This window comes from Aliarcobacter butzleri (genome assembly GCF_900187115.1).
GTDB lineage: Bacteria > Campylobacterota > Campylobacteria > Campylobacterales > Arcobacteraceae > Aliarcobacter > Aliarcobacter butzleri.
On sequence record NZ_LT906455.1, the window covers coordinates 2,335,755 to 2,347,607 of the forward strand.

The following is an 11,853-nucleotide window of genomic DNA, read 5'->3' on the forward strand; positions in this document are numbered from 1 at the left end:
AGTATTTTATGAAAATTCTAATTTTTACTGCTTTACTGATAAGCTTTAGTTTTAGTTCAACTGTTGATGAATATTTAAACTCTTTAAAACAAGAAGCTTTAAAAGAAGACCCAAACTTTAAAAATTTTGATGCAAAAAGAGGTGAAGAAATTTTCACTTCAAAACATATAGGAAAAAAAGGTAAAGAGATTTCATGTACATCATGTCATGGTACTGATTTGACAAAATCGCATGAAAATTTCTTTACAGGTAAAACTATAGAACCACTTTCACCAAAAACAAATCAAAAAAGATTAACCGATATCAATGAAATTGAAAAATGGTTAAAAAGAAATTTCAATGATGTTTATAACAAAGAAGGAACAGCTATTCAAAAAGGTGATGTTATAACATATATCATAAATAAATAAGGGGAAAATATGAAAAAGTTAATCTTTTTGAGTATCATTAGTTGTTGTTTATACGCTGAGAATTTAAAAATAAGCGTAGCACCTGTAAATAATGAAGTTTACAAAAAAGAGTGTGGAAGTTGCCATTTTGCATATCCAGCTGGTCTTTTACCAAGTAACGCATGGAATAAAATGATGGAAAATCTAAGTAATCATTTTGGTGATGATGCTTCAGTTGATGAAGAAACTTTCAAAACTTTATCAAAATATTTAAATGATAATAGTGCTGAAAAAAATATGAATTTCAAAAGAAGTAAAAAAATAGTTGAGAGTTTAGCACCAAATGAAATTCCAGATGCTATTTCAACTATGCCTTATATAAAAAGAAAGCATAAGGAAATTAGAAAAGATTTAATCACACAAAAAGAAGTAAAAGGATTATTTAACTGTACTGCTTGTCATAAAAATGCACAAAAAGGTGTTTTTAGTGACAAAGATGTAGATATTCCAAATTATGGGAAATGGGATAAAAAGTAGGAGGAAATTATGGGGAAATCATATATTTGGTCATTGCCAACAAGAGTCTTTCACTCTTTGTTTGCAGTTTTTATACTATTAGCATTTTTAACTGATGATGATAAATTATTAAATTATCATGCAGTTGCTGGTTATGCTATATTAATTCTTTTAGCTTTTAGATTGTTTTGGGGATTTTTTGGACCTAAATATTCAAAATTTAAAGACTTTCCAAGAGGTAAAAAGAATATAAAAGAGTTTTTAAATAATATTTTTGAAGAAAATCAAAAATATATTGGTCATAATCCTTTAGCATCTTATGTAATGATAGCTATGTTAATAGTAACTTTTTTAGTAATTGTTACTGGTATTTTAGCTTTTGGGATACAAGAGGGAAAAGGTATTTTAGCTTTTTTAAATGACTCTTATTTCAAAAATATGAAACTATTCAAAGAGATTCATGAGATTTTAGCAAATCTTCTTATAGCACTGATTGTTGCTCATATAAGTGGTGTAATGCTAGATAGATTTTTACATAAGAAACATCAAACTTTAAACTCAATTGTTACAGGTTATAAAATGACAAATGAGAGTGAAAGTATAAAATTAAATATTTTCCAAAAATTATTTGCTCTTTTCATGTTTATACTTTTTATTGGATTTTTGGTATTTAATTTAATAGAGCCAAAAAATATATTTATTGCTTCAAAATTTGAACCAATAGATTACAAAGCACAAAATGAAGTTTTTGTAAGCGAGTGTGGAAGTTGCCATACTCTTTATCCCACCAAATCTTTTACCTAAAAAGTCATGGGAACTAATTATGGCAGATTTAGAGAATCATTTTGGAGATGATGCTTCTCTTGATGTTCAAACAAATAAAAATATTTTAGATTTTTTAATAAAAAACAGTGCAGAAAACTCTTCTTATAAAGCAAGTTGGAATTTTTTGAATTCAATTAATAATCAAGATATAATAGCTCTAAGCCAAACGAGTTACTGGAAGAAAAAACATAGAAAGATTCCAGAAAAGGTTTTTGAAAATCCACAAGTTAAAAGTAAAGCAAACTGCAAAGCTTGTCATAGTGATATTGAAAAAGGATTAATTGAATATGAAAATATTAAAGATATTTCTACTTTTAATTAGTTTTGTTTTAATTTTAAATGCAGATAATAAGCATAAATATTCATACAAAGATTTAGACTATTTAGATTTAAATGAAGATCAAGTAAAGGTTATAAAAAAAGCTTTACTTGATTTAAAAAAAGATTATAAAGAGTTTTATGAATATAAACATGAACAAGAAGATATTTTAGAAGATATAATTGAATCTGACAATTTTAATGAAGAGTTATATTATAAAATACTTATGGATTTAAAAACTAAAGCTACAAAACTTGAAGTAAAACGAATAAAAAAAATACATGAAGTTTTGAATAAAAAACAAAGAGAAGAGTTTGCAGATTATTTAGAGGAATGGGAAATTGAATAAAAGAGTTTTATTAATTGAAGATGATAAAGATATGCAAAAACTAATAGTTGAATATCTAAAAGAATACGACTTTGATTGTGTTGCATTTGACCAACCAAAAGATGTATTAGAACATTTTAAAATAGATAATAACTACTCTATAATCATTCTTGATTTGATGCTTCCTGAAATGGATGGATTTGATTTATTTAAAAAATTAAAACAGATAAAAGATATTCCTATTGTTATCTCAAGTGCACGAGGAGATATTGGAAATAAAATCCATGGATTTGAACTTGGAGCAGATGATTATTTAGCAAAACCTTATGAACCAAGAGAGCTAGTTTTACGAATAGAACATATTTTAAAAAAAGATTTTAATAAAACAATAAATATTGGTAATTTTATCATTGATAAAGAAAATCGTACAGTTTTAGTAGATAATTATCCAGTAGATTTAACAAAAATTGAGTTTGAGATTTTTCTATTTTTAATTGAAAATCAAAATAAAATCTCTTCAAGAGAGCAGATTCTAAATGCAAGCTCTTTGGATATAAATACAAAAAATAGAACTATTGATATGCATATATCAAATATTAGATTTAAAATTGGTGATGATTCTAAAAACCCTAAATATATAAAATCCGTTTGGGGTATTGGCTATAAGTTTGTAGGTTAAAATGTCAATTTTTAAAAAAATTTCTTTTTTATTTGTAATAAGTCTAATTCTAATGACAATCATTGGTTTATGGGTTGATAATATAAATTCTAAAAGAATGGACAATCTAATAAAAGATAAATATTTAAAAGTAATAGAAGAAGTTTTTAGAAATATTGAAAATAAAAACCATATAAATTACCTATTTCATAAAAACAATCTAAAAATAATGAAAGATTTTAAAATTTCCGATGCAAAGATTATTTATGAGCAAAATTATACTTTTGGAAATATTACTATTTTAAAAAAACATTTTGAAGATGAATTTATTATAAAATTAAACTATTTAGATGAAGAATATATCTTAAAAACACCAGATGAGCAAAACCTCAACGATAAAATAATTTTAAATTTCCTTGTATTTTTAGATATTTTTGCACTTTTTCTAATTTTTTTATATCTTTTAAAACTCCTTTCTCCTTTAAAAACAATAACAAAAGAGATAAAAAACTTTGCAAATGGTGATTTAACAACAAGAATAAATATAAACTCAAAAGATGAAATAGGAACTTTGGCAAAAACTTTTAATAGTATGGCAAGTTCACTTGAAAACTCTATAAAAACAAGAGAAGAGCTTTTAAGAGATATAGGACATGAACTACGAACTCCAATAGCAAAAGGAAAATTTGCGATTGAAAAAATAGATGATTTTTCACAAAAAGAGTTACTAAAAAAGATTTTTTCAGATTTAGAGAGTTTAACAAATGAACTAATTGAACTTGAAAAACTAAATCTTGCAAAATTAAATCTAACAACATTTAGTGCAGAAACTTTAGTTTTAGAATCTTTAGGAAAACTCTATTTAGAAGATGAATCAAAAATCCAAATAGATATAAATGAAGATTTTAAAATAAATGCCGATTTATATTATCTTTCAATAGCTTTCAAAAACTTGATTGATAACGCTTTAAAATACGCTATTTCATTTCCAATAATCATAAAAGTAGATAAAAACCAAATCTCTATTTCAAATAAAGGAAAACAACTCTCAAAAGAGTTTGAATACTATCTAAAACCTTTTACACAAGAACTATCTCAAAGAGATGGTTTTGGTTTGGGTTTAAGCATCGTAAAAAAAATACTTGATAGACACAATTTTCAGCTACTTTACTCTTATGAAAATCACTATAATATTTTTAAAATTGTTTTATAATTTATTTGCAACAACTCTTAATCTTACATAATCAGCAAGCCAACCAAACTCTTCTGAGTAGATTTTATTTTTTAAAATCTTTTCAACCTCTTCTTTAAAAATCTCTTTTTGTTTTGTTGTTAAATTTTTAGTGATTCCATTTGCAAAAATATCCAACCAAACTTTTATATCTTCAATTTTTGTTGGTCTATCTATCAACTCTATTGATTCAACTTCAAAACCATTTTTTTCTAATATTTTTTTATATTCAATATCACTTATAAAATTCCAAGGATTATTAAACTCTCCAAAATCTTTATGCGTTAAAAAAACTTCATCCATCGCTTCACATAAAAATTTTATATTTCCATAACCACCAAATTCAGCTACAAACTTTCCATCTTTTTTCAAAACTCTAGCTATTTCTTTTGCACTTTTATCTAAATCTTTAACCCAATGTAATACAGCATTTGAAAAAATTTTATCAAAACTCTCATCTTCAAATTTTAAATCTGTAACACTCATAACAAAAGTTTCTATACCTTTTTCTCTTGCTTTTAAAACCATCTCTTCACTTAAATCAATTCCAATTACATTTGCACCTTGATTTTGTATCTTTATTGCTAAAGTTCCATCTCCACAACCTAAATCCAAAATCTTTTCATCTTTTTTCACATCTAAAATATCAACTAAAGAAAAAGCCAAATTTGAAACAAAACTTGCTTTTTGTGAATAATCATCTGCATTCCAACTATTTTTATTCATAATTAATTCCTTTTTATTTTAAGAAATTTTATATTTTTTGAAAAATTAATAGTATAAGAAAAGTTATATTTTATATCTGTAATCTTTTGGTGTTAAGTTATATCTTTTTTTAAACTCTAAAATAAACCAAGATACACTTGAATATCCACATGAAGTTGCAATTTGAGAGATTGTTTCATCTGTTGTTTTTAATAACAAAGTTGCTTTTTCCAATCTTTTTTCATTTATCCAAAGTTTTGGTGTTGTGTTAAATTCATCTTTAAAATATTTTCTAATTTTTGAAGGATTTTGTCTTGTTAAACTGCAAATATCTTCAAAACTATTTACAAAATCAAGATTTGATTCTAAAATATATTTGATTCTATCTTTTGTAGTATTTATAATTTTATTAAAAAACTGTATCAAACTCTTTTCATCTTTTTGTAAAACTAAAAGAAATAACTCCTCTATTTTTAGTTTTAAAAGCTCTTTTGAAAAATCCTTTTCCAAATAGTTTTCAAAAGATTTTATAGCTATTTTTAACTCTTCAAACTTTGAATAATCAAAATTAAAAAGTTCAGTTTCAAGCTTTTTATCACTCTTTATTTTATATTTTTTTATAAAATCCAATATAAACTTATCACTAAAAAACAAAACTATTGATTTGTATTTTAGATTTTCATTTACTCTTTTACTTAAAAAATAGTTGTTTTGATACAAAAAACAGATATTTGATGAGTTTATATCTAGTTTTTCTTCCTTTGTAGTTATGATTTTTTGACCAATCAAAGGAATCATAAGAGCGTGCATTGTATTTCTAATCGATAAAAAATCTTCTCGATATTTTGTAATATAATTTATACAATAAATCTCTTCTAAATCAACAATTCTACTATCATTTTTTTCTATAAAATAGTTTGGAACAATATAAGTCATAATAAATCTTTTTAAAACTTATCTTTAAAAGTTTCTCTAATTTTTAAAAACTCATCTAAATGTTCAAAGAAAATATCTACAAGCTTTGGATCAAAATGTTTTCCTCTCTCTTCTTTAAAAAGATTAAAAATTCTTTCATCATCCCAAGCTTTTTTATAAACTCTATGGCTTCCCAAAGCATCAAAAACATCAGCAAGTGCAGTTATTCTTCCATAAATGTGAATATTTTCTCCACTTAATCCTTTTGGATAACCTGTTCCATCCCATTTTTCATGGTGTTCATTTGCTACAATTGCAGCCATTTTTAGTAAAGGTCTATTTGAATGTTTTAACATTTCATAACCTAAGGCTGCATGTGTATTCATAATTTCTCTCTCATTTTCATCAAAACGACCAGGTTTATTTAATATTGCATCAGGAATTGCGACTTTTCCAATATCATGCATCGGACTTGCTTGTTTTAAAAGTTCTGCTTCTTTTTCATCTAAACCATAATATAAAGCCAAAAGTTTTGAGTATTCTGCAACTCTTTTTACATGATTTCCTGTCTCTTTACTTCTACTTTCTCCAATTGCACCCATTGTAAAAACTACTTCTTTTTGAGTATTTTCTATCTCTTGATTTAGATTTTTTATCTCTTCTAAACCCTCTTGCACTTTTGTTTCAATCTCATCAACAGATAAACCTATATTTTTGTAAACTTTATATTCTAAAATTATTATGAAAGAACCAATTATTAAAAGTAAAAATAAAACACTAAAATATGTATAATTAATAAAATCAGCTGACAATTCTGCTATCTTTTTTTCAATCTCAGAACTATAAATTTTATTTTGATTAATTACATCAAAAACCTTATTTTTTAGTTCATTCTCTTTTTCTTCTATCTGTTTTAATAATACAACTTGATTTCCTAATTTAGAAACTATTTGTTTATACTCATCGATTTCTGGTTGATTATATTCTGCTTGTAATAACTCTATCTTTTCTATCCATTTATTTAAAGTTATTTGATTTTTATATTGATAAAGTGTCTCTTTACTATAATATTTCACGTCACTAAATAATTTGAATAATTTGTAACTTTTTAACTCTTGTATTTTTAAATCAAGCTCTTTTCTTATTTGATTTTCAATAGGATAATTTTTATCAAACTCCTCTTTTAAATCTAACTTTTTATTTTCTAAATCATAAATAATATAAAAGGCATCTTCTATCTCTTTTTCATTTTCATATAAAAGAGTAAGTTTTGTAGAAATAACTTCATCTTTATAAATATCTGGAATAAATAAATCAACAAAATCTTTTTCATCTTTAAGCTTAAATTTCTTTTCAATAGCTTCAAACTTTAATTCATATTTTATAAAAGCTTCTTTTTTAATTTCTAACTCTTTTACGGAAGTTACATTAGTAATATCTTTTAGTAACTCATTCATATTTTCTTGCATTGATACTAAGTTTGTGATTAATTCTTTTGTGAAATTGTTTTCTCTGATTTGATAAATAATTATTGTATTTATAATTCCTATAACTAAAACTATAAATAACATTATCATAAAACTAATTTTTATAATCTTCTTTATGTTCATTTTTATTCATTTCGATAATAAAATAATTTTAATATAATATCAAAACTAATATTTATAACTTCATACTTAATGAATTCAAATACTTTTTTTTGTATAATTCATCCAATTAAGAAAAAGGGTATAAAATGATTCAATTGATAAATAAAAAAGAGAATATTTTTGGAGACAATATTGCATTTGTGGAAAATTGGGATTTTTCAAAAGCAAACTTAAATGAAGAAAATAGAATCTTAGCTATTACTCAAGTTGCTTCAATTTGTTATCAAAATCCAAATGCTTTAGGAAGTGAATCATTATACAACAGACTTGCAGCTGAAAGTAAAGGGCTTCCAAGTTCAAGTTTTGAGTTTGTACCAGTATTACTTGACCCAACAAATGAAAAACATAAAGAGATATTAGCTTTAGAATACTCAAATGTAAAAAAATTTGGTGAACTTATTTGTGATGGAAAATATCTTCTTACAAATTATAGAGCTTTAGTTTATGATTTTGAAAACAATGAAAATGCCTATAGTTTTGATATTAGAACTATCTACAATACAGAAATTGAGTGTGAAATTATAAAACAATACTTCAAAGTATTTTTATACAAAGTTGATTTCCCAACACGAAGCCAAATGGTGAGACACAGAGTAAATTGGCAAGAATTAAGTAGAAGATATGTAAGTGGGAAAAGAGTTCCTTTTGAATTTTATATTAGTGAAAAACTACAAAATAATCCAAAAGTTGAAGCTTTAATAAAACAAAGTGAAGAGTTATATTTTGAACTACTAGAAAATGGTGTTAAACCTCAAGAAGCTAGAAGAATAATCCCACAAGCTGGTTATTCACAAATTTGGGGAGCTTTTCAACCAACTCAACTTGCAAACTATTTTAGATTAAGAGATGATTCTCACGCACAATGGGAAATTAGACAAACTGCTCTTGCAATGAAAGAATTACTAGAAAAGTAATGAATTATCAAACTATTTTAGAAGAGATTGAAAAAGAGATTCAAGCTCTTTTTGTTGAAGGAAAAGTTGCTAGTTATATTCCAGCTCTTGCAAATGTAAATCCTAATCAATTTTCTATGGCAATCAAAATGTTTGATGGTCAAACTTTTGGAGTTGGAGAGATAGATAAAAAATTCTCCATACAAAGCATTTCAAAAGTTTTTACATTTACATTGGCTTTAAACTATTATGGAAAAGAGTTATATAAAAGAGTTAGTCATGAACCATCGGGAAATCCTTTTAATTCACTAGTTCAACTTGAATATGAAAATGGAATTCCAAGAAATCCATTTATAAATGCTGGTGCGATAGTAACAGCTGATACTTTGGTTTCTATTTATAAAAATGACACTTTTAATCAAATCTTAGATTTTATTAAAATGGTTTCAAATGATAAAACCATAGATTTTAATGAAGAGATTTTTCACTCTGAGCTAGAACATGGATTCAGAAACTACGCGCTAATAAATATGATTAAAAGTTTTGGAAATATTCACAATGATATTGACGAAGTTATAAAAACATATTTTAAACAATGTTCTATTATGATGAGCCCGTCTCAACTTGCAAGTTCAATGCTTTTTTTGGCAAATCATGGAATAAATCCAATAACAAATGAAAGAATTCTCACTGAATCAAAAGCAAAAAGAATAAGTTCACTTATGCTTACTTGCGGTCATTATGATGCAAGTGGAGATTTTGCTTATAAAGTTGGACTTCCTGGAAAAAGCGGTGTTGGAGGAGGAATTGTCGCAATTGTTCCTAAAAAAATGGCAATTTGTGTATATTCTCCAAAACTAAATACTCAAGGAAATTCACTAATTGGAACAAAAGCTCTAGAATTATTTACTACAAAAACTGGTCTATCAATTTTTTAAATTTTAAGGATTTTATAAATGAGTGCATTTGAAATTGCTGATATTATAGGAATTATTTGCTTTGCTCTTAGTGGATTTCTAATGGGGGTCTATAATAAACTTGATATTTTGGGAGTTTTTATTGCTGCATTTTTAACTGCTTTTGGTGGAGGAATGATAAGAGATGTTCTTGCAGATAGAACACCTTATGTTTTTACTTCAAATCTTCCTTTAATTTTGGTTATTACTACAGTTTTAATCGCTATGTTATTCAAACTTCATAAGATTGATGATTTAGAAGGAAAATGGGCATTTGTTATTTCTGATGCTATTGGTTTGGTATCTTTTTCTATTGCTGGAGCAATTATTGCAATAAATAGTGGTTTTAATTTTTTAAGTGTATTAATTCTTGCTTTTATAACTGCTGTTGGTGGTGGAACTATAAGAGACATTTTAATCAATAAAGTTCCATTTATATTAGTTTCAGAATTTTATGCAAGTGTAGCTTTGATTGTAGGTATTGCTGTTTATATTTTAGAACTTTTTGAAATAAGAAACTTATTTACTTTATCAATAGTTTTTATTTTGGGTGTAGCGTTGAGAATTATTGCTTATTATAGAAAATGGCATCTTCCAACTTTATCAAAAGAAAATTAACTTTTCATTTACTTTTTATAGATAAACTTTTGATATTTTTAATTAAAGGAAAAAATTTATGATTAAAAAATTGCTACTTACAATTTTTTTAGGTGTTGTTGCATTTGCTAATCCTTTGGCTGTTGATAGTACAGTTTCTGAACTAAAAATCAAAGACCAATTTGAAAAAGAACATACATTAAACGCAAATATCAAAACAATTTTATTTGCTAGTGATAAAGCAACAAGTGATATGATAAGAGATTATCTTTTACCATTAAGCGAAAAAGAGAATATTTTAGAAAAAAACAATGCTGTTTATATTGCTGATATTTCAGGAATGCCAAGTTTAATTTCAAAATATATAGCTCTTCCAAAAATGAAAAAATATCCTTTTTCAATTTTACTTTTAGATGATACAAACAAAGATAATTTTACTAAAGAAGATGGAAAAATTATAGTTTATACTTTAGATAACTTAAAAGTTACAAATATAACTAAAATTTCAACTCCACAAGAGTTAGCAAATATTATCAAATAAGGATATTAGGTTTAACCTAATATCTTTTTAAAAGCTTCTACAATTGCCTCTTTTTCTAAATTTTTTATTTTTTCTTCAAGAGTGTCAACTGTTTCATTTTCTTCTAATTTTAGTTTTTTTACTAAAATTTTTTCACCTTCATCATAAACCTCATTTACAAAATGTATTGTAACCCCAGATTCTTTTTCACCGTTTTTAATTACAGCTTCATGTACAAATCTACCATACATTCCAACTCCTCCATAAATCGAAGGTAAAATTGCTGGATGAGTATTTATTATCTTGTTAGGATATGCTTTTAAAAGTTTTGATTCTATTTTTTTCATATATCCTGATAAAAATATATAATCACAACCAAACTCTAAAAGTAATCTTGTAATTTTATCATCAATGTCTTGACCAGGATATCTTTTATCATTTATTATAAAATATGGAATATCGTAAGATTCTGCTTTTTCTAAAACTCCTGCATTTGTATTATTTGTAATAACAACTACAACTTTTGCATCAAGTATTTTATTTTCAATAGCCTTTTGAATAGTCTCAAATCCACTACCATTATATGAAGCTAATATTCCTATTTTTGTCATTAAAATCATCCTAATTTTTTAAAGTTTTGATTATATCTAAAGTTTAATTACAATCTTTGTGCGTGAGTTAATGCAATTGCGATTGCATCAGTAATATCAAGTGGTTTTATCTCTTTTTTTACATTTAAAAGTCTTTTTACCATAAAAGCAACTTGTTCTTTTGTTGCTTTTCCATTTCCAGTAACTGCTTGTTTTACTTGAAGTGGAGTATATTCACTAAAATTTCCAAACTCTTGTAAAATCTTCAAACTAATTGCTCCTCTAAATTGAGCTAGTTTTATAACTGTTTTTGGATTAAATGCATAAAACATATCTTCTATAGAAACTTGATCTATTTTATGGTTTTTAAAAAGCAAATCTAAGCCTTCTGTCATTTCTACAATTTGCTCTTGTAAAATTTTTGTTTTTATTTTGATTAGACCTGCTTCAATAAGTTTTAAATCTCTTCCATTTTTTTCAACAATCGCATATCCACAATTTCTAGTTCCTGGGTCTATTCCTAATATTTTCAACTTTTCACTCTTTATTCATAATTTTTATTCACATAATTTAAAATTCGATTATATCGTATTTGTATAAAAATATTTTATCTAAAAGAAAAAAATTATTCACAACTTATTCACTACGTGTACAACTCTTATATTTAGCTAAATTTTGTTATTTATATCTTATTGAAGTTCTTTTATAAAAAATTTCGATATAATATCTACAATTACGATTAAATAAAGAGTTTATAAATAA

The 11,853-nt window shown here is 25.2% G+C and carries 16 protein-coding genes; 11 read left to right on the forward strand and 5 right to left on the reverse strand.

Annotation, left to right across the window (positions count from 1 at the left end; translation table 11 throughout):
- The first annotated feature begins 8 nt into the window (after positions 1–8).
- The 7 genes from CKV87_RS11590 to CKV87_RS11620 are packed head-to-tail and all read left to right on the forward strand — an operon-like array spanning position 9 to position 4,248.
- The gene (locus CKV87_RS11590; protein ID WP_012148141.1) at positions 9–410 is read left to right on the forward strand and encodes a DUF1924 domain-containing protein; all 402 of its coding nucleotides are present in this window, start codon (positions 9–11) and stop codon (positions 408–410) included.
- A 9-nt stretch (positions 411–419) separates the two neighbouring features.
- Positions 420–926, forward strand: coding sequence for a diheme cytochrome c (locus CKV87_RS11595; protein ID WP_012148142.1), 507 nt, complete (start codon positions 420–422; stop codon positions 924–926).
- 9 nt (positions 927–935) lie between these two features.
- On the forward strand, positions 936–1,709 hold the full coding sequence (locus tag CKV87_RS11600) for a cytochrome b/b6 domain-containing protein (RefSeq protein ID WP_012148143.1): 774 nt from the start codon (positions 936–938) through the stop codon (positions 1,707–1,709).
- A 19-nt stretch (positions 1,710–1,728) separates the two neighbouring features.
- Positions 1,729–2,052 carry a cytochrome c gene (locus CKV87_RS11605; protein ID WP_004510024.1) on the forward strand — a complete coding sequence of 108 codons (324 nt, stop codon included), beginning with the start codon at positions 1,729–1,731 and terminating at the stop codon, positions 2,050–2,052.
- Positions 2,018–2,398 carry a hypothetical protein gene (locus tag CKV87_RS11610; protein WP_014469577.1) on the forward strand — a complete coding sequence of 127 codons (381 nt, stop codon included), beginning with the start codon at positions 2,018–2,020 and terminating at the stop codon, positions 2,396–2,398. The genes CKV87_RS11605 and CKV87_RS11610 overlap by 35 nt, the downstream gene beginning before the upstream one ends.
- Entirely contained in the window at positions 2,391–3,056 is a 666-nt protein-coding gene (locus CKV87_RS11615; RefSeq protein ID WP_012148145.1) for a response regulator transcription factor, read from the forward strand. Before CKV87_RS11610 ends, CKV87_RS11615 begins: the two co-directional genes overlap by 8 nt.
- Position 3,057: 1 nt before the next feature.
- Complete coding sequence (locus CKV87_RS11620; RefSeq protein ID WP_012148146.1) at positions 3,058–4,248, forward strand: ArsS family sensor histidine kinase; 1,191 nt, start codon at positions 3,058–3,060, stop codon at positions 4,246–4,248.
- Here the strand turns inward: CKV87_RS11620 and CKV87_RS11625 are convergent.
- From CKV87_RS11625 to CKV87_RS11850, 3 genes are all read right to left on the reverse strand, one after another.
- Entirely contained in the window at positions 4,243–4,992 is a 750-nt protein-coding gene (locus CKV87_RS11625; RefSeq protein ID WP_012148147.1) for a class I SAM-dependent methyltransferase, read from the reverse strand. The genes CKV87_RS11620 and CKV87_RS11625 overlap by 6 nt on opposite strands.
- Positions 4,993–5,055: 63 nt before the next feature.
- Complete coding sequence (locus CKV87_RS11630) at positions 5,056–5,907, reverse strand: helix-turn-helix transcriptional regulator (RefSeq protein WP_012148148.1); 852 nt, start codon at positions 5,905–5,907, stop codon at positions 5,056–5,058.
- An 11-nt stretch (positions 5,908–5,918) separates the two neighbouring features.
- Positions 5,919–7,496: an HD-GYP domain-containing protein gene (locus CKV87_RS11850; protein WP_012148149.1), complete on the reverse strand. Its 1,578-nt coding sequence runs from the start codon at positions 7,494–7,496 to the stop codon at positions 5,919–5,921.
- 125 nt (positions 7,497–7,621) lie between these two features.
- Here CKV87_RS11850 and CKV87_RS11640 point away from each other — a divergent pair, with 125 nt between their 5' ends.
- Genes CKV87_RS11640 through CKV87_RS11655 form a run of 4 tightly spaced genes read left to right on the forward strand, consistent with a single transcriptional unit; the run spans position 7,622 to position 10,522 of the window.
- Positions 7,622–8,449, forward strand: coding sequence for an FAD-dependent thymidylate synthase (locus CKV87_RS11640; RefSeq protein WP_012148150.1), 828 nt, complete (start codon positions 7,622–7,624; stop codon positions 8,447–8,449).
- Positions 8,449–9,366, forward strand: coding sequence for a glutaminase (locus tag CKV87_RS11645; protein ID WP_012148151.1), 918 nt, complete (start codon positions 8,449–8,451; stop codon positions 9,364–9,366). The genes CKV87_RS11640 and CKV87_RS11645 overlap by 1 nt, the downstream gene beginning before the upstream one ends.
- 18 nt (positions 9,367–9,384) lie before the next feature.
- Positions 9,385–10,002, forward strand: a complete 618-nt coding sequence (locus CKV87_RS11650) for a trimeric intracellular cation channel family protein (protein ID WP_012148152.1) — start codon at positions 9,385–9,387, stop codon at positions 10,000–10,002.
- 58 nt (positions 10,003–10,060) lie between these two features.
- Positions 10,061–10,522, forward strand: a complete 462-nt coding sequence (locus tag CKV87_RS11655; protein WP_012148153.1) for a hypothetical protein — start codon at positions 10,061–10,063, stop codon at positions 10,520–10,522.
- Between the two features lie 11 nt (positions 10,523–10,533).
- Here CKV87_RS11655 and purN read toward each other — a convergent pair whose 3' ends face one another.
- Positions 10,534–11,112, reverse strand: a complete 579-nt coding sequence (gene purN / locus CKV87_RS11660; protein ID WP_012148154.1) for a phosphoribosylglycinamide formyltransferase — start codon at positions 11,110–11,112, stop codon at positions 10,534–10,536.
- A 47-nt stretch (positions 11,113–11,159) separates the two neighbouring features.
- Complete coding sequence (ruvC, locus tag CKV87_RS11665) at positions 11,160–11,624, reverse strand: crossover junction endodeoxyribonuclease RuvC (RefSeq protein WP_004510037.1); 465 nt, start codon at positions 11,622–11,624, stop codon at positions 11,160–11,162.
- Between the last annotated feature and the right edge of the window lie 229 nt (positions 11,625–11,853).

Excerpts from the sequence above, each read along its gene's own strand:
- CKV87_RS11850 (WP_012148149.1), bottom strand. The coding sequence starts at position 7,496 with ATGAACATAAAGAAGATTATAAAAATTAGTTTTATGATAATGTTATTT.
- CKV87_RS11595 (WP_012148142.1), top strand. The coding sequence starts at position 420 with ATGAAAAAGTTAATCTTTTTGAGTATCATTAGTTGTTGTTTATACGCT.
- CKV87_RS11640 (WP_012148150.1), top strand. The coding sequence starts at position 7,622 with ATGATTCAATTGATAAATAAAAAAGAGAATATTTTTGGAGACAATATT.
- CKV87_RS11610 (WP_014469577.1), top strand. The coding sequence starts at position 2,018 with ATGAAAATATTAAAGATATTTCTACTTTTAATTAGTTTTGTTTTAATT.
- CKV87_RS11655 (WP_012148153.1), top strand. The coding sequence starts at position 10,061 with ATGATTAAAAAATTGCTACTTACAATTTTTTTAGGTGTTGTTGCATTT.
- CKV87_RS11630 (WP_012148148.1), bottom strand. The coding sequence starts at position 5,907 with ATGACTTATATTGTTCCAAACTATTTTATAGAAAAAAATGATAGTAGA.
- CKV87_RS11590 (WP_012148141.1), top strand. The coding sequence starts at position 9 with ATGAAAATTCTAATTTTTACTGCTTTACTGATAAGCTTTAGTTTTAGT.
- CKV87_RS11645 (WP_012148151.1), top strand. The coding sequence starts at position 8,449 with ATGAATTATCAAACTATTTTAGAAGAGATTGAAAAAGAGATTCAAGCT.
- CKV87_RS11625 (WP_012148147.1), bottom strand. The coding sequence starts at position 4,992 with ATGAATAAAAATAGTTGGAATGCAGATGATTATTCACAAAAAGCAAGT.
- purN (WP_012148154.1), bottom strand. The coding sequence starts at position 11,112 with ATGACAAAAATAGGAATATTAGCTTCATATAATGGTAGTGGATTTGAG.
- CKV87_RS11650 (WP_012148152.1), top strand. The coding sequence starts at position 9,385 with ATGAGTGCATTTGAAATTGCTGATATTATAGGAATTATTTGCTTTGCT.
- CKV87_RS11600 (WP_012148143.1), top strand. The coding sequence starts at position 936 with ATGGGGAAATCATATATTTGGTCATTGCCAACAAGAGTCTTTCACTCT.
- CKV87_RS11605 (WP_004510024.1), top strand. The coding sequence starts at position 1,729 with ATGGCAGATTTAGAGAATCATTTTGGAGATGATGCTTCTCTTGATGTT.
- CKV87_RS11620 (WP_012148146.1), top strand. The coding sequence starts at position 3,058 with ATGTCAATTTTTAAAAAAATTTCTTTTTTATTTGTAATAAGTCTAATT.